This is a genomic window from Paenibacillus baimaensis, from assembly GCF_025567575.1.
Genome location: NZ_JAOQIO010000125.1, coordinates 38970 through 56908, shown reverse-complemented (window position 1 = coordinate 56908; position 17939 = coordinate 38970). Strand labels below are relative to the sequence as shown.

The following is a 17939-nucleotide window of genomic DNA, read 5'->3' as shown; positions in this document are numbered from 1 at the left end:
AATCCCCTCTTTCATATGACCAACTTGGCCGCCTCAACAACCCAACTGATCCGCTGTCTGTCAATATCACCAGAGAGCGAGCAGTCCGCACCCAATAAAAGTCCAGTATTACCAGTATGGCGAATTAAATCGGCCGTAAATTGCTCAACCTCTGCCTTCTCACCGCTGTATAACAGGCCTTCCTTCGTATTATCGAATCCGCCCAGTACTGCTTTTCCGCCAAAAAGCTCCATGCCTTCCTTCAATCCAAGCTCTTCAACATATACAGCCCAGTTGAAAGCTTTGGCCGGGTAATCCTGCCAGCATTCCAGTCGGTTCTTGATTCCTGCCCAGCCGCAAAGATGGAGCATGTTGTTGTCGCTATACTCATTAGCATGTTCCAGAACGTAGGTATCGCTCGGCGTAACCAGCTTCCGGTATTCATCGTGCGTGAACCGATCTACCTCACCACCCTGCAAGCAATAATAAATACCCGTACATTGACCTTCTGTAATAATTAGCTCTGCGAGCATGGCTTGATCCTGGGCAATGACGTCCAATCCATACAATACCGCCTCAGGGTCTTCCTTCAAGTGGCGCATGACAAGCTCGTCAGACGTACCAAACCGAATGCAGGAGAATGGCGCAAAAATATTATAGAACGTGCAGCATTCCCCATGAATCCGCTCATTGATACCTTTGGCTCTCTCTACTTGTTCCCTGATATAAGGATGGTCCTTGCCCAGAGGTTGAAGCTTACGCCAATCCGCTGCTTCCTTGATCTCCGCTGTGATCGGAAATGCAAAGTAACCGTCACACATAATTTTAATAAAATCGATATCGGTTTCCTGATAATATTGCACATGTGCATCCATACACGCTTCGCCCACAGCCTCTTCACCTGAAAAATGAAACCAAAAGCCTACCGGAACCTTATCTACCGGTTGCTTGTTAAGTGCATGTAATACTCTTGTTTTTTTATCCAATGAGATCACTGTCCTTTGATTTGATTTGTATGGAGACTATCCCTTCATAAACTATAGAGGATTTAATTTACATTATTTACCATTTATAATCCTCTTCCTCTGTTTGTTCAACCTATCACCTCTTAACCTTTAAGCTTGTTACAAACATGGGTTGAAACTAGAGTAAGTGTACTATCTTCATTCTGAAATAAACATAAAAAAAGGAGACATCTTTTTGTGAAAAACCAAAATCCTCACTGGTAGGATCATTCATCCCGCATGAGGGTACAACAAAGAAGACCAGCAAGTGATACTCACTTTCGGCCCGCTGAGAATGCTTATGTACAAAAATGGACGTAGTCATGATCGCTTATTTCCACTACCGCTTTTTCATGATGGAGGACATTTCCGTAAAATAAAAGGCGGTGGTTTGAATCGTAAATATAAATATGGCTCCACGCTCAACATCTTTTTGCGCATGAATTTTTCCACCCATCAATTCTACCAGCGTTTTGCAGATCGCTAGCCCAAGCCCTGTACCTCCATATTTACGTGCCATCGACGAATCCAGCTGCGAAAAGGGCTTGAACAAATCAACCATCTTCAGCGGGGGAATTCCGATTCCACTATCCTTTATGACAAATTCAATCTCAAGGGAATCGTCCTGCGCGGAAATTTGATTAACCATCACATGAATCCCGCCGCTTTTCGTAAATTTAACAGCGTTTCCGATTAAATTAATCATGACTTGGCGAAGTCGGGTCGGGTCGCCAGCAATAAGTTGAGGAAGCTGCTCATCGATGTCATACTCCAGAATCAGGTTGCGCTCCAAGGCAGCGGCTGTAAATAGTTCAAACGTTTCTTGGACCAAAGCTTTCAGTTCAAGCGGTTCCTGCTCCAGTTCCATTTTGCCGGATTCAATTTTTGAATAATCCAGAATATCATTGATTACGGACATTAAGGCATTCGCACTATTCCGTATAATCCCAGCATATTTTCTTTGTTCTGACTCAAGATCCATTTCAAGCAGTAAATCCGCCATCCCAATCACACCATTCATCGGTGTACGAATTTCATGGCTCATCATGGACAGAAATTCAGATTTAACAAGCAGCGCATTTTCCGCTTCTTCTTTAGCTTGCAATAGCTCAATATCCAACATTTTCCGTATCGTTATATCCCTTGCAATGACGTATACCCCAACCACTTTCACTTCCAGTACGATAGGAAAACTGATTACATCATAGATGACGATTTCACCATTTGGGCTCATCTCTTTTGTTTCATAGCGCTGCACGTTCCCGTTTACTGTTTGTTGAAAATAGTGTTCGATACCCGGTAAATTGTCTTCTGAGGTAAAAGCGCGGAAATTTAGCTGACCCTGTTCCACTTCTTCGCTTGCTACCCCTATTATTTGCTCAAAAGCCGGGTTGACCGATGTATAATTTCCAAGTAAGTCCAATGAATAAATAAGATCTGGATGATGCTCGAACAGGGTAACTGCCTCCCTGAATCGTTCCAAGCCTTTGTTGCTTCTTTCAAGCTCTGCTTTGACCGATTCCAACGCTTTTTTTTGCAAATCCAATTCAATAAATACCTTTACCTTACTAAGCAGGATATCTGTGTTAACCGGTTTGAACAAAAAATCGACAGCGCCGGTCTCATAACCTTTATACACGCTCGCTTCCTCTTTATGGGTAGCCGTCACAAAAATAATCGGAATGAGCTTTGTCTTCTTATTGCCGCGCAAAATCTCGGCCAGCTCGAATCCGTTCATTTCCGGCATATTCACATCAAGTAAAATCAATGCAAAATCATGACGCAGCGTGAATGACATGGCTTCATTTCCCGAATGAGCTTTATAAATTTCGCAGCCTAGCGTTTGTAATATTTGCTCCATGGCAAACAAGTTTTCTTCACGATCATCAACGACAAGTATTTTAGCTGCTAGCTTTTCCTTTGCAGGTACCATGAATGTCCCTCCTTATAGTCTGCGGAGCTTCCTTACTTCGTAAACAAATGTTTATTTAAACAGCCATACTCGCAACAAGGAAAGCAGATTGTCGGTGTCAATCGGTTTTGTCAAGTAATCGTTGGCGCCGCCATCAATACATTTATTTCTGTCACCTACCATCGCATTAGCCGTTAACGCGATAATCGGCAGTTTATTGAACTCAGGATTCTCACGAATTCTTCGCATGGCTTCGTAGCCATCCATGACGGGCATCATAATATCCATAATAACCAGCTCAATTCCGGCAGCCTGATCCAGCATTTCCAGAGCAAGCTTACCATTATCCGCCATAATTACGTCCATTTCGTAATGCTGCAGCAGCTTGGACAAAGCAAATGTATTTCGCAAATCGTCGTCCACCAACAATATTTTCCGACCTTTTAAAGTCTCATCACCATCGTGCAGCATGTTGATCCCATGACGCTGTTCAAAGGGTAGCGATTTATTCACATGCTGCAGAAACAGAGAAACTTCATCCAACAACCAATCCGGGGAATGAGCACCTTTGATTACAATACTACCCGTGTAATGATTCAATTCCTTGTATTCCTCTTGTGTTAACTCCTTACCGGTATAGACAATAATCGGCGGTACATGTGTCTTCTGAAGGTTGGACAGTTTCGCAAGTAATTCCAAACCAGTCATGTCGGGAAGCTTTAAATCGAGAATCACACAATCGTAATCCTGTAATCGCAATCGTTCCAAGCCCTCCGCACCCGTTTGAACACAATGAATTTCTATTTTTTTGTGGATGAGCATTTCATATATGGCTTTCTGATTATGTGCATCATCCTCTATGACAAGCACCAGTTGAATGCGCTCCTGCAAAATGACTTCGATTCTGGCAAAAACAGACTCAAAGTCTGCGACACTAATAGGCTTTGTGAGGAAACCGACTGCCCCTTTATCCAGCGAGATTTGCCTATCTTCCTTGCCAGTAATAATATGAACTGGAATATGCCGTGTTTCGCTGTCGTGCTTAAGCAATTCGAGCAATTTAAGCCCATCGATATCTGGCAGACCCAGATCCAGCAATACGGCACTGGGCATATACTTCTTTATCAGCTGAAGACCACTGAAGCCATCTTCCGCCGCGATACATTTGAAGCCCTTGGCAGCAGACATATCCAATAAGACCTTGGCGAAGCTTTTGTCATCCTCTATAATCATGATTACCTTCTCGTTCATGTGTGGCTCGATCTGATCCCGATCATCAGCAATAAACACTTTGATAGCTTGTGGAGTTTTGACCATTTCTGCCGCCGCGACGGTAATAGACTGCTCCATATGAGCTTCGGATAATGTTTTCTCAGACGAATGGACCATAGAAGTAACCATATCGTTAGAGGATGCCATTCCGTTCGTGGGGTCTCCAATAGAAGAGATATGATTCATGTCAAGCGGGAGAATTAATGTAAAAGTGCTCCCTACGTCCTTCTCACTCACCAAATGAATTTCGCCGCCAAGCAGCTTGGCAAGCTCTCTGGAAATCGTCAAGCCCAGACCGGTTCCGCCGTACTTGCGAATGGTAGAGCCGTCAGCCTGCTGAAATGATTCAAATATCGCCTTTTGCTTATTCGGTACAATTCCAATACCTGTGTCACTTACGATAAAAGCCACCGTATTGTTTGCTGTGAGAGTAGTATTGATAAAGTGAACATCCGCTGCAGGGCGGCAGATCGTCAAGGAAACCGCTCCTTTGGATGTAAATTTGAATGCATTGGACAAAAAGTTTTTGAGTATTTGTTCGGTTCTCTGGCCATCTGTTATGAGGGTCCACGGAATTCCTTCTTCTATTTGCAATTCGAACTGCAGTCCTTTATCCTGTGCTATCACATTGAACTGATACTTGAGATTGTGGACAATCGATTCCAGCTCAACTTCCTCCGGCATCACATTTAACTTACCTGCTTCTACCTTGGACAAGTCCAAAATATCATTGATCAGTGTTAACAAATTCAAGCCGCCGCTGTAAATGATTTGAGCCGACTCGATCTGATCCCCCGTCAAATTCCCCTCCCTGTTATTAACGAGAAGCTTCGCCAATATTAGCAAACTATTAAGTGGGGTTCTTAATTCATGCGACATATTCGCTAAAAACTCCGACTTGTAATTACTGGCCAGCTCCAACTCGTTGGCTTTCACCTCAAGATCGTCCTTGGATAATTGGATCATTTCGTTTTGTTTAATAATATCCATCGTTTGCATTTCCAAGCGTTTGGTCTTAACCGCCATCTCATCGTTAATAACTTGCAGTTCTTCACTTTGCAGTTTTTGCTTCTCTTCTGAATACTTTAACATTTTGGTTTGTTCTTCCAACTCTTCATTGGATACACGTAATTCTTCCTGCTGTATTTGTGCTTCCTCGGCTAATAATTGCGCTTTTTCGGCAAGAAGCTGTGATTCCAATAGGGATTCTTCCGTTCGCTGACGACTGGAGGTGCTGTTAATAATAACACCTAATGGTGTGGACAACAGTTCAAGCAAATTTTGTTGTATGGGCGTAAAAGCTTTGAACGAGGCTAATTCAATTACCGCCACTACCTCTTCTTCGAAAATAATCGGCATTACAAAAATCGTCAGCGGATTGTGTTCTCCAAGTCCGGAACTGATCTGAATATATTCATCAGGTACTTGTGTCAGCAATATCGGCTTCTTCTCCAATGCACATTGACCGATCAGGCCTTCTCCCGAACGGAAACGATGCGAAATATTTTCCCGTTGCTTATAAGCATAACTGCCGAGCAATATAAAATCACCCGTGTGCTCAGCGTTTTTCCTTGTCTCTTTTACATAAAATACACCTTGTCCAACCTCGATCAGCTTGGAAATTTCTGAAATAAGCATTTTTATCAGCTGCTGCAGGTCGGTTATTCCCAGGGAAAGCTCCGTTAAACGGGCCAATTCAGCCTTCAACCAATATTGTCTTTCTTTTTCTGCCATCATTTCCTGGAAAGTAAACCATACTTGAATAAGCAGAGATAGCGAAACTAAAATAATGAGAAGATTCATCAGATTCATAAAGACGAGCCAGTTTAAAGCTCCACTCCTGCTTCGATCCAGTTGGTCGAGCAAAGCCACTGCATATTGATCTTCAGCTTGCTTCATTAAATCGATGACATCTGTCGATTGCAGATACCAGTATACCGGGTCAACGGCAGAACTCTTACCATCTGCTCCATCCAATACGTTGTATCGAATACGATTGACCTCATCAACTACTTGTCCTTTAACGATCGACTTATATTGACCAAGCCACTCCGAGCTTGCATTTGAAGTAAAGCTGTTCAAATATAGCTGCCGCTCTTTTTCCAATGAACCTAAGTTATATATATCTGTCGCTTGGATTTGATGAGCTTGAAGAATACGGCTGATGAGGATTCGTTCCTTGCTGAGCGCTGCTTTGCTTTGAGAGAAGCTGTGGAAGGCAGACAGACTAGCTGCGATTTCAAGATTCGAGCTTGCCAATTTCAATTGATCCATCAAAATAAAAAAAGACCCGAACGTATCATCATAGTACGTAAGGATCGAATTTGCATCCATTTTTTGTTTGTCGATTAAACCCCGCTCTGCATCGAGCTTGTCCAATATCCCTATGGAACGTTCCAGATTGTTTCTTGTAGTCGCATCCAGCTCATTTTTCGTTAAAACATCCGAATATTGATTAAAATTATTTATACTTTGGTTGGAATTCTTTCGCTGCTCCAGCATTTGATTTCGTTTGAGTTCTGTGTGATCAGCGTAATAGCTTACTGTAATTCCTTGTTCCTTTTGAAGCTCATGGATCAAGTCTATGGTTTTCACCAGGAGCTTGGTCTTGGTTTCTAACTGACCTAACTCAGTTCGATCGTTCATTTTGGCAATAACCACTGTGATTGAAAAATACAGCAAACCCAGCATTGGAATCAAAACCATCACTACCAGCTTGCTGTTCATTTTCAAGTTCTTTATCCAGAGCATTCAGATACCCTCATTTCTCCATCTCGCCAAACAAACGTTCCATCATTTTCACTCAAAATTCCAAATTAGCCTTAACTGATTATACTAACACAATTAAAAGTAAAGATATAGTTTATCCTTAAACTAATCGTTATGATATTTCGAGTCTAGCATTCTAGGCAGCTTTACAATAACCGTTGTCCCTTCTCCTAGCCTGCTTTGTAATTGTATCGAGCCATGGTGCAGATCGACGATTTTTTTCACAATCGAAAGTCCGAGTCCACTGCCGGATCGGGCACGATTTCTGGCTTTATCAGCTTTATAAAAGCGTTCACTAATGTGGGGAAGTTCGTCCTCGGGGATTCCGATGCCCGTATCGCTGATCTTCACCGTAATATCATGTTCGACTAAGATTCCGATCCGGATCATTCCTCCTGGCAATGAAAATTTGATACTGTTGATAATCAGATTCAACCATACTTGATAGATAAGCCCGGAATCTGCGGTAATAACGACTTCGGATAAATCCAGTTCGACGATCAGCTGCTTTTCCGCCCACTGCCATTCGGTCATGATCAAGGCCTGCCGAATCTGTTCATCCAGCCGAAAAGTTGTCGGTTTGACCACCATCTTTTCTTTATCCAGTGCTGCTAAAGTCAAAAGCTTCTTGCTCATTGACGATAAGCGTCGGCTTTCCTCCTCGATGATGCGCAGGTATCGTTGTGCCTCTTCTGGTGTAGCTTTCTGTTCAAGGATAGCCTGTGAAAACCCTTGAATAGACGCTAAAGGCGACTGAATTTCGTGAGATACATTAGCTACAAACTCCTGCCTCATGTCGTTGAGCTGTTTGAGTGACTGCGCCATTTGCGTAAAATATCTGGCCAAATTACCAATTTCATCGCGGCGCGAAACATCCATTTCGATGTCATAGCTGCCGCTCACGATTTGTTGGGTTGCTTCGGTCAATTTTTTAACAGGCTTCACGATGTATCGCGTGGAAATAACAATGAACCCGATGTTGAACAAAAAGCTGAACACTAAAAGTATAGCCAGCAGGGTTCGTACTTCACCAAACTGCTGCTCCAGATTTGGACGAATAAACACCGCGTGTGTAGTCCCTTTTGCCATGATGGGTAATCCGATGCTGTTCTGGATGCTGTTTTCAAAAAGCCCGTTAACCATCAGCAGATGGCGTTCCTCCAAAATCCCCTTATAAATCCCTCCATTTAAAACGCGATGAATCTGCTCAGCAGCCATTTGTTTATTTTTGAAAGGAGAACCATAAAATGTACCCTGCAACTGGTCATCCACAGCATAAATCTGGAATCCCATGTTCGCGATATGTGACAAATATTGCCCCAAGTCCAGATCCGGCGTTTTTTCATATAATGTCTTGACTTCACTACCGATATTCAATATTTTTTGCTCGTTATAGTTGATCAGATTTTGTACATAATAAACGTTAGCCAATAAAAGAGCCAACACCCCACTAACAAGCGAAATCAGAACAAACGTTACGACAATGCGGATATAAAGACTTCTCATCCTCCCTGCACCTCGATCTTATACCCTAAGCCGCGGATCGTAGTGATGATAAAGTCATCTGTTCTGTCTGCAAACCGTTCACGCAAACGCTTAATATGTACATCGATAGTCCGGCTGCCTCCTTCGTAATCCGACCCCCATATCAGCTGCAGCAGCTGCTCTCGCGTGAAAATACGTCCGGGTTGACTCGCCAATTGGGACAGCAGCTCAAATTCTTTCAACGGTAAAATGAGAACAGAGTCACCCGTCTTCACCTCAAAGCTATTACGGTCTATCGTCGTACCGTTCAACCGGATTAATTCCGAAGAAACCATTTGATATCGACGCAGTAAGGCTTTTATTCGAAACATCAGTTCCTTCGGCTCGAACGGTTTCACCATGTAATCGTCTGTACCGGACAAGAACCCTTTTTCTTTATCCTCAATCTCTCCCTTAGCCGTCAGCATAATGACCGGAATATCATAGTGTTTGCGAATTTCCTTGCAAAGCTCCCAACCATTCTTCTGCGGCATCATAATATCCACCACGGCCAAATGGACCTGTTCATTTTCCAGGATGGTTGACCCTTGATCACCATTGTCTGCTTCTATAACGATATACCCTTCCTTCTTTAAAAGAAAAGCTAATAGTTCCCGAATGTGGGGATCATCATCCACAACCAAAATGTGAGTTCTCAATGTGTCACTCCTTTTCGAATTCGCTGAGGTTATCCCTTAATATTTCTCCAACAATATAGTCAACATACATGAATGTAGCTTAAACAAACAATATGAACGGACGATGAACGGGATATTACAACAGCTGTAATCATTCGTACATCGTCCATTCATATTGTCAGCCTACAATACATCATGTGAGACGGTAACGCGAGGCCAGCGCCTCCGTGCATCTCAACTTATTATAAACGGGGGAAATCACATGTTTGGTTTTATGTTATTTTTACATCTTGCTGGCTTGGTCATTTGGCTCGGTTCCTTGTTTGCCATCATGATCATGCTGATTATGTTAAACAAACAGTTGGGTTCGCTTGAATCCAATACATTAGCACAGCGCATTATTCGCACCTTTAGCAGGTTTGCTCACCCGAGTGCTGTCTTCGTATTAATCAGTGGGATTTTGATGATTATTCAAATGGGGATGGGGTCCGGGAAGCCGTTATGGCTGGAGGTCATGGAAAAGGGAGGAGGTACGATTATATTGCTTGGCCTAATATTCACCGGTATCCTGGGAAGTAAAGTTAAAAAACGCTTGAGCATCCCGGGAGAGGCTCATCACGTCAAATTATCAGGTTATATGTTTGCGATCAGTACGGTTATTGTTCTCACGCTTTCCGTTGTGCTGGTTGTGAGTATAAAAATTTAAACCTATGGAAATCTTATGCATTGCCAAATATGATTCCGACTGCGCAAGGTGCCTGGTCCAAGCTTGGTCCATTGCCGCAGTCGGTGTCTTTCTTTTCACGGTTACAATTCTACAATCGCCTTAATAACACCATTAGCGGGATCATACCACTTCTCAAACTCATCAATCATATGATCAAATCTGACACGATGGGTAATGTATCGATCGATATCAACGGCGCCATCACGAACGGCTTGGATGACGGTATCGAAATCCTCTCTTGTAGCATTGCGGCTGCTCATAAGAGTAAGCTCTTTTTTATGAAAATCCGGGTCATTGAAGGCAATATCGGCTTTGACCAAGCCTACATATACAAGCCTGCCGCCATGGGATACATAGGTGAAGGCATCCATCATCGACTTCGCATTACCAGTAGCGTCAAATACAACTGTCGGCAAATCTCCATCTGTTATTTCCGCCAACGCTTCCAAGGGTTGGTTCAGCACATTTACCGTGTAATCGACCTGCGCCCATTCCTGGCAAAAACGCAATCGTTCTTCATTCATATCCATGGCAATGACTTTCGCGCCCCGCTGCTTGGCCAGCACCATTACACCTAATCCGATGGGTCCTGCACCAATGACAAGCGCCAGCTCCCCCTGTTGCAATCCCGACCTTCTTACCGCGTGAGCGCCAATGCTTAACGGCTCCAATAAAGCCGCTTGATCAAGGCTAATGCCATCCGTTTTAATTAAATGCGAGGTGGGTACAGCTATGATCTCTCGCATACCCCCATCGGTATGTACGCCAAGCACTTTCATTTGTGTACAACAGTTGGTTTTACCATTCCGGCACGCGATACAGCTTCCACATTCCAAATAGGGAATGACCGATACCTGCGCTCCTATTTGAAAATCACTGGAGTCTGATTGCAGGATAGTCCCTGATAGCTCATGTCCAAGTACTCTGGGATACGTAAAAAACGGCTGATTTCCTCTGTAAGCATGAAGATCCGTTCCGCAAATACCAATTCTGCGAATTTGTACCAAAGCTTCCCCTTGCCCCCTAACAGGTGGTTGGGCTTCTATCATTTTCAATTCATTGGGCTGCATGCATACAATACTCTTCATCCTCATTCTCCCCTTTACACAATAATATTTTGATTATATTCAGGTCTTCCGCTTGACCAGGTATGATTATGGATGGGCTCCAAAATTTGCAGTACCTCGTGAAGAAGCGCTTCGTCCAGCCGCTCTTCAGTCCACTCGATATTTCTGCGAATATTATCTGAGCTGGCAGTGCTCACTAAGGTAGTAGGAATCAGCTCATTATGAACAGCATATTGAATAGCTAATTTAGTCATATCTTTCCCCTGCTCCTGGCAGAAGCTGACTGCACGCTGGCAAACTTCTCGAATGAAATCTGTTGCAGGGTGCCAGGCTGGAATGCCACGGTCGCCTAACAAACCCATGGATAATGGAGATGCGCTAATCAGACCTACTTCATGTTGATTTAATGTAGGAATTAGTCCTAATAAAGAAGTATCATTCAAGGCATAGTGACAATATGACAAAATCACATCCAGTTTTGCTTGGGCAAGCGTCATTGAAAAAATATCAAGCGGCAAGCCTGACACACCATAATAACGGATCTTACCCTCTTCCTTTAGCTTTTGCAGCGCCGGAATACCTTGCTCCAGAACTACATCCAGTGATTCGAACTCAATATCATGCAGAAGCAAAATATCCACATAATCGGTTTGAAGGCGTTGTAAGCTTTCTTCCAGGCTTTGACGAATTCGTTTTCCGGAAAAGTCGAATTCATCTGCTCCATAACGACCCGCTTTTGTGGAAAGGATAAATTGATCCCGCGAGACTTCCTTAATGGCTTTACCGAGCACCGTTTCCGCCTTGGTTAAACCGTAATAAGGGGACACATCGATGTAATTGATACCTAAATCGAGCGCAGTATGGACCGCCTTAATACCCTCTGCTTCATTAATATCCCGAAAAACGGACCCCAGTGAAGAAGCACCATAGCTCAGAATCGATACATCCAATCCCGTCTTGCCTAATGCTCTGAATTTCATAAGTTGACTCTACCTCCATTTTGGTTGATTCCATATCATTAACGCAAGGAGCCCCTCAACACGGTTTTGTCTGCGCTTTCAAAGGGAGAAAGAACCCCTTTCGGCATAACCTTCATCCTTTTCTAATTTAAGATCTGTTCTCATTATAACAGCTATAATTGAACAATAAATCGCATTATTTGATATATTTATACCTGATTTTGATGTAGGATATAACAGAGGTGATTCTGATTAAAGCCATTCGCAAAAAATTCCCTATGTCTGAGCAATTTCCTTTCCAGCTTGTTTTTAAGGATACCAAAAGTCCTCAATCCGAGCTTCCTGATCATCTGCATGATTGGTACGAAATCGTCTATGTCTATAGCGGTAACGGGATGTTTTTCATTGACAGTTCCTTTTACGAGATGATGCCTGGAGATGTGTTTCTCATTCCGCGCAATACGATTCATCGTGCCATGCCGCAAAGAAGCGAGCCTGTTACTTCAACCATTCTTTATTTCAGTTCGGCTATACTGCCCGATCTATCTCTTGGCGATACTTTTTCGTTGACGGCGATATTCGAACAGCTTCGCAGCTCCAAGCAGTTCAGGCTATCCTTGGAAGGCACTGATCAAGAGCACATTCAAATGTTAATCGAAGACATCAGGCAAGAATTAGAGGAGGTACAGCAAGGCTCCCGTTATGCCGTCATGCTAACGCTGCACAGAATTATTGTGGCCTTATCACGCATACAAAGCTCCACCTATAGGGAGCCAAGCTCGCTTACGACGACCAGCTCTCCTTGGATGAAGGAAATTGCTTCCTATATAGAGCACAATTTTCATAGCAGCCTGACTCTCTCCTTCTTAAGCCAGAAAGCACATGTAAGTCCTGAGCATTTCAGTCGGGTTTTCAAACAAATGACCGGAATGCCTTTGACCGATTATTTGCATACGAAACGCATTCTGAAGGCTAAGCGCCTGCTAAAGGATACTGATCTCGCCATTGAAGTGCTGGCTGAGCAATGCGGTTTCCAGAGCATGCCCCATTTTCACCGTATATTTAAAAAGATAACAGGTAAAACCCCCGCCGTGTACCGGAGGAGGTAAATGGTTGGGAATCCTAAGTTAACTTCATATTACGCAATCGATTTCTCTATCGGGAAATACTCAGCAGGATGCCAATACCCGCCATACAACCAACAAAGAAGAGCCTCCGTAACTTATCAATGGAAGTGACACCCCGGTTATTGGCAAACACCCTGTGACAGCTCCAGTATTGAACAAAAATTGGATTCCGATCATACTGACAACATCGCAGGAAAATAAAAGGTTAAATTCAACTCCCCATGATGCAAGCAAAAAAAGAGACTGCCATTTAGCAGACTCTAATGTTGGATGATAGAACTTAACCAAACTTTACACATTTAGTTTTTTGTTCGTATTCGCTTGCAGCTTCGACGATGATCTTAGTTCCCGGTTTTCCATATACGATTGGAAAATCCAGATCATAAGCGTCAACCAGAACCCACTGACCATCAATGCGCCGATAATGTCAGTTGGATAATGCACACCAAGATAAACTCGGCTTATACAAATCATGACAATCATAAAGCTGCTCAGTACGATCAGCAAACCTCGTCCTAATCTTGTAGAGGTATGACGCCACAGTAGAAACGCCAAGGCCCCATACAACGCAAGGGCTCCCATCGAATGACCACTCGGAAAGCTATATCCGGTTTCCTCTATCAAACGATATACGCTCGGACGCTCCCGGTGAAAGATCGCTTTTAGAATTTGATTTGCAACAGCTGATCCACCTAATGCTCCAATAAAGAAAATCAGTTCGATACGGTGCCCAAGCACAAAGTATAAAAAAAGCATCACCAAAACAGCAAGAATTATGCAAACCTTGGTCGAGCCTATGGTAGTGAACACTTCCATGAATTTAGTAAGAGCCGGGTGTTCAAAGCTTTGTACGAAACCAGCCAGCTTCAGATCAAAAGAATTTAATGGGTATTGGTTGGCTATAAATGCTAATACGCCAAAGCCTATAATCAGCAAAAAGCTGAAGATCATCAAGGTACGCTTAGAACGTTTAGAACGTGTTTTTCTTGGTCTCAATTATAAATCCCACTTTCATCCATAAATGAATACACCATGTAAATCAATCAGTAACTCGCAAGTATCCTGTAATCGTTAGGGAATTTGATTCAAATCCAGATGTCCCTGGTATCCTTTCTTCATGGAGAGCTGTAATGTATGGTTGGTCCATTCATAAATATCCAATCCATTTCCTCCTGCACCCAACGACCATCCCAGAACGACCTCGGGTCGACCGTCCTTATTAACATCTGCAAACCCCACATTATCCAGACCGTAACCAGATCCCCAAGTATCCCACACGATTCGCCAATCCTCTTTATATTGCTTTAATAAGGCAGCTTTGAGCTTCTTTTCATTCAGAACGTCCTCTTCGTATACAACTATGGCCTCATTGATCCCGTCTCCATCCATATCTCCGAATACAGTGCCATTGCTCTCTTTTCCATGAACAGAGGCTAATAGCCGTGCTCCGTCAGGCAGTAAGGCTCGCAGGGTTGTACTCCACTTATCCTTTTGGGAAGTCCCTTCAGAGACCGGAGGCTTTATCAAATCGATGGGAGAAGCAGGCATTCCACACCCGCCAAGCCATAATATACTCGTCACGATGAGACCTGTCGAAATCAGCCTATTTACCATTTGTCCCCCTACTCCTCATTGATGACTGTTCAAATTTTATTTTATATTTTTTTTGTAAACAAAAGGTTATGAAAAAGTTAAAATTGATTTCTTATCTACTTGGGAAGAAAAATTTTGACCTTTGTTCCTACTCCCTCTTGACTTTCTATGAGCAGCCGCCCGCCGTGCAGCCTGATGATTTGCTCCGAAATGGATAACCCGAGACCGCTTCCTGCGGCATGGCTACTTCCCTTGTAAAACTTTTGAAGAACATGAGCTAGGTCTCCCTCAGGAATCCCCTGTCCTGTATCCTCTACGGAAATAATGACATATTCGTGATCCGAGTCAGCGGCCAGCTGAATACTGCCATGTGGATCTGTAAATTTAAGTGAATTATCTAAAAGGTTAATCAGCACCTGCTTCAGCCTATTTTCGTCGGCTTGAATAACAGGAAACTTATCGTTAACGTGAACGTACAACGAAATACTTTGTCGAGCAGCCCTCGGAGCCAACTGCTTACCAATATGCTGAATGAATTCCGTCATATGTAGTGAATTCCAGTTTAAAATCATACGTCCATTATCCAATTTGGAAAAATCAAGCAGCTCATCGACCAGCTCGGTTAGTCTGTCTGTTTCCGTTTCGATGATTTCAAGACCATCCTTGAGTAGGGAACCACTGTCCTCATCGCTCGTCCTTAAAGTTACAGCCCAGCCCTTAATCGATGTTAAAGGAGTGCGTAGCTCATGAGAAACCGATGAAATAAAATCATTTTTGAGCTGATTGTTTTGCCGAATCGTAGCTGCCATCGTATTTAACGTATCTGCCAACGAACCCAACTCATCTCGATATCGTTTCTTGGCTGTCACCGAAAAATCTCCTTCCGCCATTTGATCTGCAGCCAGCTTAAGCTCGGTAATTGAAGTCGTAATAGTCCTGGACAAAAAGATGCCGAGAACCGTGACAATAGCGACAACAAATAAGCCTACTGTAATAAAGAGCGTAAAAATACGGTTGATCGTTTCTGTCATTTCGGTTAGCGAAGTTACAAATCTGACCGCCCCAACGGTGATATCCTTAGCCTGTAACGGATAGGACACCGCCAATATATTTTCATGCGTGGATAGCTCATTCCCTCTCCATATTCCGACCTTTCCGTTGATCGCCGATTGCACATCCTGATATTCGATCAAGCTTTTACCGGCTAGAGTTCCCGTAGAGTCTTGAAGAAGCTGCCCGGTTGAACCTATGATCTGCACTTGTGCAGCGGAGTTTTGGGCAAATCCGTTCAATAATCGTTCCGATTGTTTCGGTAAATCTTCATCTGCAAAATACTGATGAAAAAAAGAAGCGGATAATTCCGCTTGATTCATCAGAATGCGCTCTATATTGTGGTAATAATAATACTTCACCGAAACCATAAGGAAAATTTCCAGAATGGCAACTGTAATCAAAATAACGATCAGGTAGCTTCCTACTAATCTTTTTTGAATACCCACCCATTCAACCGTCCTTTCTCCAACGATAGCCAAGCCCCCATACGGTTTGGATCAACTGTGGCTTGGAGCAATCGTCCTCCAGCTTTTCTCGAAGTCTGCGAACGTGGACATCCACCGTTTTGGGATCGCCCACATAATCCTCTCCCCAAATCAGGTTCAAAAGCTTATCCCTCGATAATGCCTTATCCGGGTTTTCCAGAAATACTTTAACCATCTGATATTCTTTGGGGGTAACTTCGATTAGACGATCCTGTTTAAATAACTTATTGGAATCCAGATCAAGTATAATCGAGCCTGACTGAAGCAGCTTTCTATCGAGTCCAGCAACTTTTTGGGTACGGCGTAATACCGTTTTGATTCTGGCAACAAGCTCCAGTGGATTAAACGGTTTTACCATGTAGTCATCAGCTCCGAGCTCAAGCCCCTTAATTTTATCCTGATCTTGTCCGAGTGCAGTTAATAAGATGATGACGATATCCGGGTCCGAATCTCTAAGCCTTCTGCACAATTCGAAACCATCCATATCGGGGAGCATGATGTCCAGTACAACCACATCAGGCCGACTTACAGCAAGCATGCCAAGAGCGGCTTCACCCAAAGCGGCTTCACTGACGCTAAAATGGTTTCTATCCAAATTAATCGCTACAAAACGTCTTATATGATCATCGTCCTCAACGATGAGAACTTTATTACGTTCTAAAGTATCCAACCCAATCCCCCTCAAAAACGCAAACGCTCAGCTCTCTGTATCTAGCATATTGACTGATCGTAAACATTACGAATATATCCTTCACCGCAAAAAAAGCTCTCCCTTGGATCAGAGAGAGCTGGCTGTTTCATCGATATCTCGTTTCATTATAAATTCAACTAAGCAAACTTACAGCCTCACCTAACGAGGACCTGTCCTTAATATTGAATGGTACTCTCGAAATTATAGGCTGTCAATAGTTACACGGTGTTAAACCCGAATCGAACGATGGCTACCCTTTTACGGCACCGATCAAGACGCCCTTAACAAAATATTTTTGCAGGAAAGGATACACAACCAGCAGCGGAACGATCATTATAATAATACCGGCAGACCGAATCGATTGTGGTGTCAACAGCTCCTGGATATCCTGTGGCTGCAAGTTATTCATGCTTTGCAGTAAGGATTGGTTGGCGATCATATTTTGCACGAGCACAGCTAGATTGAACTTGTTGGAATCGTTAATATTGATCAGTACACTCTGGAAAGCGTTCCAGTAGCCTACACCATAGAATAGCATCAATGTCGCAAGCACCGGCATGGACAGCGGCAGTACGATTTGCCATAGCAGCCTCCATTCATTGCAGCCGTCCATCTGCGCCGCTTCGCTCATTTCCTCTGGTAATTGCTCAAAGAACGATTTAAGCACAAGCAGGTTATAGGCGCTGATCAAGCCCGGCAGCCAAAGGGACCAGTACGTGTTGACAATTTCGAGCGCACGGTTAACGAGAAAAGCCGGGATTACCTGAATGCCAAACAACATCGTAAACACGATAGCCATTGTAAAAAACTTGCGTGAGTAAAAATAAGGCTTGGACAGCGGGTAAGCCGCAAGAATCGTGAATAGCATGCTGAACAATACGCCGAAGCCGGTAATGACTACGCTGTTTTGGAAGCACTTCACAAGCGGTGTGCCATCCATCAAAGACCGGTAGGAATCGAGGTTAACCCCGACCGGCCAGATGCCGACAAACCCTGAAGCCACTGCGTCGTATTCACTTAAAGACAGGGCAACCAGATGCAGCAGCGGAATCAGACAGCTAAGCCCCGCCAATAAGAGCAGCGAATAATTGACCGCATATAGCACCTTTTCGCCTAAGGACAATCTCATGACGTTATAC

15 protein-coding genes are annotated in these 17939 nt (G+C 43.5%); 2 read left to right on the top strand and 13 right to left on the bottom strand.

The window, feature by feature from the left end; all coding sequences use genetic code 11:
- Positions 1-11: 11 nt before the first annotated feature.
- The 5 genes from OB236_RS39025 to OB236_RS39005 all read right to left on the bottom strand — a co-directional run bounded on the left by OB236_RS39025 (position 12) and on the right by OB236_RS39005 (position 9119).
- Positions 12-965 (bottom strand): uroporphyrinogen decarboxylase family protein, encoded by a 954-nt coding sequence (locus OB236_RS39025; protein WP_262688876.1) that lies wholly within the window; start codon positions 963-965, stop codon positions 12-14.
- Between the two features lie 358 nt (positions 966-1323).
- Entirely contained in the window at positions 1324-2916 is a 1593-nt protein-coding gene (locus OB236_RS39020; protein ID WP_262688873.1) for an ATP-binding protein, read from the bottom strand.
- Between the two features lie 51 nt (positions 2917-2967).
- Positions 2968-6918, bottom strand: coding sequence for a response regulator (locus OB236_RS39015; RefSeq protein ID WP_262688872.1), 3951 nt, complete (start codon positions 6916-6918; stop codon positions 2968-2970).
- Positions 6919-7041: 123 nt separating this feature from the next.
- On the bottom strand, positions 7042-8442 hold the full coding sequence (locus tag OB236_RS39010; protein WP_262688870.1) for a sensor histidine kinase: 1401 nt from the start codon (positions 8440-8442) through the stop codon (positions 7042-7044).
- Positions 8439-9119, bottom strand: a complete 681-nt coding sequence (locus tag OB236_RS39005; protein WP_262688869.1) for a response regulator transcription factor — start codon at positions 9117-9119, stop codon at positions 8439-8441. Before OB236_RS39005 ends, OB236_RS39010 begins: the two co-directional genes overlap by 4 nt.
- A 241-nt stretch (positions 9120-9360) precedes the next feature.
- Here OB236_RS39005 and OB236_RS39000 point away from each other — a divergent pair, with 241 nt between their 5' ends.
- Positions 9361-9804 carry a hypothetical protein gene (locus tag OB236_RS39000; RefSeq protein WP_262688867.1) on the top strand — a complete coding sequence of 148 codons (444 nt, stop codon included), beginning with the start codon at positions 9361-9363 and terminating at the stop codon, positions 9802-9804.
- Positions 9805-9905: 101 nt separating this feature from the next.
- Here OB236_RS39000 and OB236_RS38995 read toward each other — a convergent pair whose 3' ends face one another.
- Together OB236_RS38995 and OB236_RS38990 are read right to left on the bottom strand one after the other, a co-directional pair.
- Positions 9906-10913, bottom strand: a complete 1008-nt coding sequence (locus OB236_RS38995) for a zinc-binding alcohol dehydrogenase family protein (RefSeq protein WP_262688865.1) — start codon at positions 10911-10913, stop codon at positions 9906-9908.
- 14 nt (positions 10914-10927) lie between these two features.
- Entirely contained in the window at positions 10928-11872 is a 945-nt protein-coding gene (locus OB236_RS38990; RefSeq protein WP_262688863.1) for an aldo/keto reductase, read from the bottom strand.
- Between the two features lie 221 nt (positions 11873-12093).
- Between OB236_RS38990 and OB236_RS38985 the strand changes: the two genes are divergently transcribed.
- The gene (locus tag OB236_RS38985; protein WP_262688861.1) at positions 12094-12960 is read left to right on the top strand and encodes a helix-turn-helix domain-containing protein; all 867 of its coding nucleotides are present in this window, start codon (positions 12094-12096) and stop codon (positions 12958-12960) included.
- Positions 12961-13020: 60 nt separating this feature from the next.
- Here OB236_RS38985 and OB236_RS38980 read toward each other — a convergent pair whose 3' ends face one another.
- The 6 genes from OB236_RS38980 to OB236_RS38955 all read right to left on the bottom strand — a co-directional run bounded on the left by OB236_RS38980 (position 13021) and on the right by OB236_RS38955 (position 17929).
- Positions 13021-13155 carry an FtsW/RodA/SpoVE family cell cycle protein gene (locus tag OB236_RS38980; protein WP_317259430.1) on the bottom strand — a complete coding sequence of 45 codons (135 nt, stop codon included), beginning with the start codon at positions 13153-13155 and terminating at the stop codon, positions 13021-13023.
- A gap of 114 nt (positions 13156-13269) precedes the next feature.
- Positions 13270-13974, bottom strand: coding sequence for a phosphatase PAP2 family protein (locus OB236_RS38975; RefSeq protein WP_262688859.1), 705 nt, complete (start codon positions 13972-13974; stop codon positions 13270-13272).
- A gap of 75 nt (positions 13975-14049) precedes the next feature.
- Entirely contained in the window at positions 14050-14592 is a 543-nt protein-coding gene (locus tag OB236_RS38970) for an FG-GAP repeat domain-containing protein (RefSeq protein ID WP_262688857.1), read from the bottom strand.
- Between the two features lie 95 nt (positions 14593-14687).
- Positions 14688-16103, bottom strand: a complete 1416-nt coding sequence (locus OB236_RS38965) for a sensor histidine kinase (RefSeq protein WP_262688855.1) — start codon at positions 16101-16103, stop codon at positions 14688-14690.
- Entirely contained in the window at positions 16075-16779 is a 705-nt protein-coding gene (locus OB236_RS38960; protein WP_262688853.1) for a response regulator transcription factor, read from the bottom strand. The genes OB236_RS38965 and OB236_RS38960 overlap by 29 nt, the downstream gene beginning before the upstream one ends.
- A gap of 271 nt (positions 16780-17050) precedes the next feature.
- Positions 17051-17929, bottom strand: coding sequence for a carbohydrate ABC transporter permease (locus OB236_RS38955; RefSeq protein ID WP_262688851.1), 879 nt, complete (start codon positions 17927-17929; stop codon positions 17051-17053).
- Positions 17930-17939 lie beyond the last annotated feature (10 nt).

Excerpts from the sequence above, each read along its gene's own strand:
- OB236_RS38995 (WP_262688865.1), bottom strand. The coding sequence starts at position 10,913 with ATGAAGAGTATTGTATGCATGCAGCCCAATGAATTGAAAATGATAGAA.
- OB236_RS39000 (WP_262688867.1), top strand. The coding sequence starts at position 9,361 with ATGTTTGGTTTTATGTTATTTTTACATCTTGCTGGCTTGGTCATTTGG.
- OB236_RS39015 (WP_262688872.1), bottom strand. The coding sequence starts at position 6,918 with ATGCTCTGGATAAAGAACTTGAAAATGAACAGCAAGCTGGTAGTGATG.
- OB236_RS38970 (WP_262688857.1), bottom strand. The coding sequence starts at position 14,592 with ATGGTAAATAGGCTGATTTCGACAGGTCTCATCGTGACGAGTATATTA.
- OB236_RS38990 (WP_262688863.1), bottom strand. The coding sequence starts at position 11,872 with ATGAAATTCAGAGCATTAGGCAAGACGGGATTGGATGTATCGATTCTG.
- OB236_RS39020 (WP_262688873.1), bottom strand. The coding sequence starts at position 2,916 with ATGGTACCTGCAAAGGAAAAGCTAGCAGCTAAAATACTTGTCGTTGAT.
- OB236_RS38980 (WP_317259430.1), bottom strand. The coding sequence starts at position 13,155 with ATGATCGGAATCCAATTTTTGTTCAATACTGGAGCTGTCACAGGGTGT.
- OB236_RS39010 (WP_262688870.1), bottom strand. The coding sequence starts at position 8,442 with ATGAGAAGTCTTTATATCCGCATTGTCGTAACGTTTGTTCTGATTTCG.
- OB236_RS38955 (WP_262688851.1), bottom strand. The coding sequence starts at position 17,929 with ATGAGATTGTCCTTAGGCGAAAAGGTGCTATATGCGGTCAATTATTCG.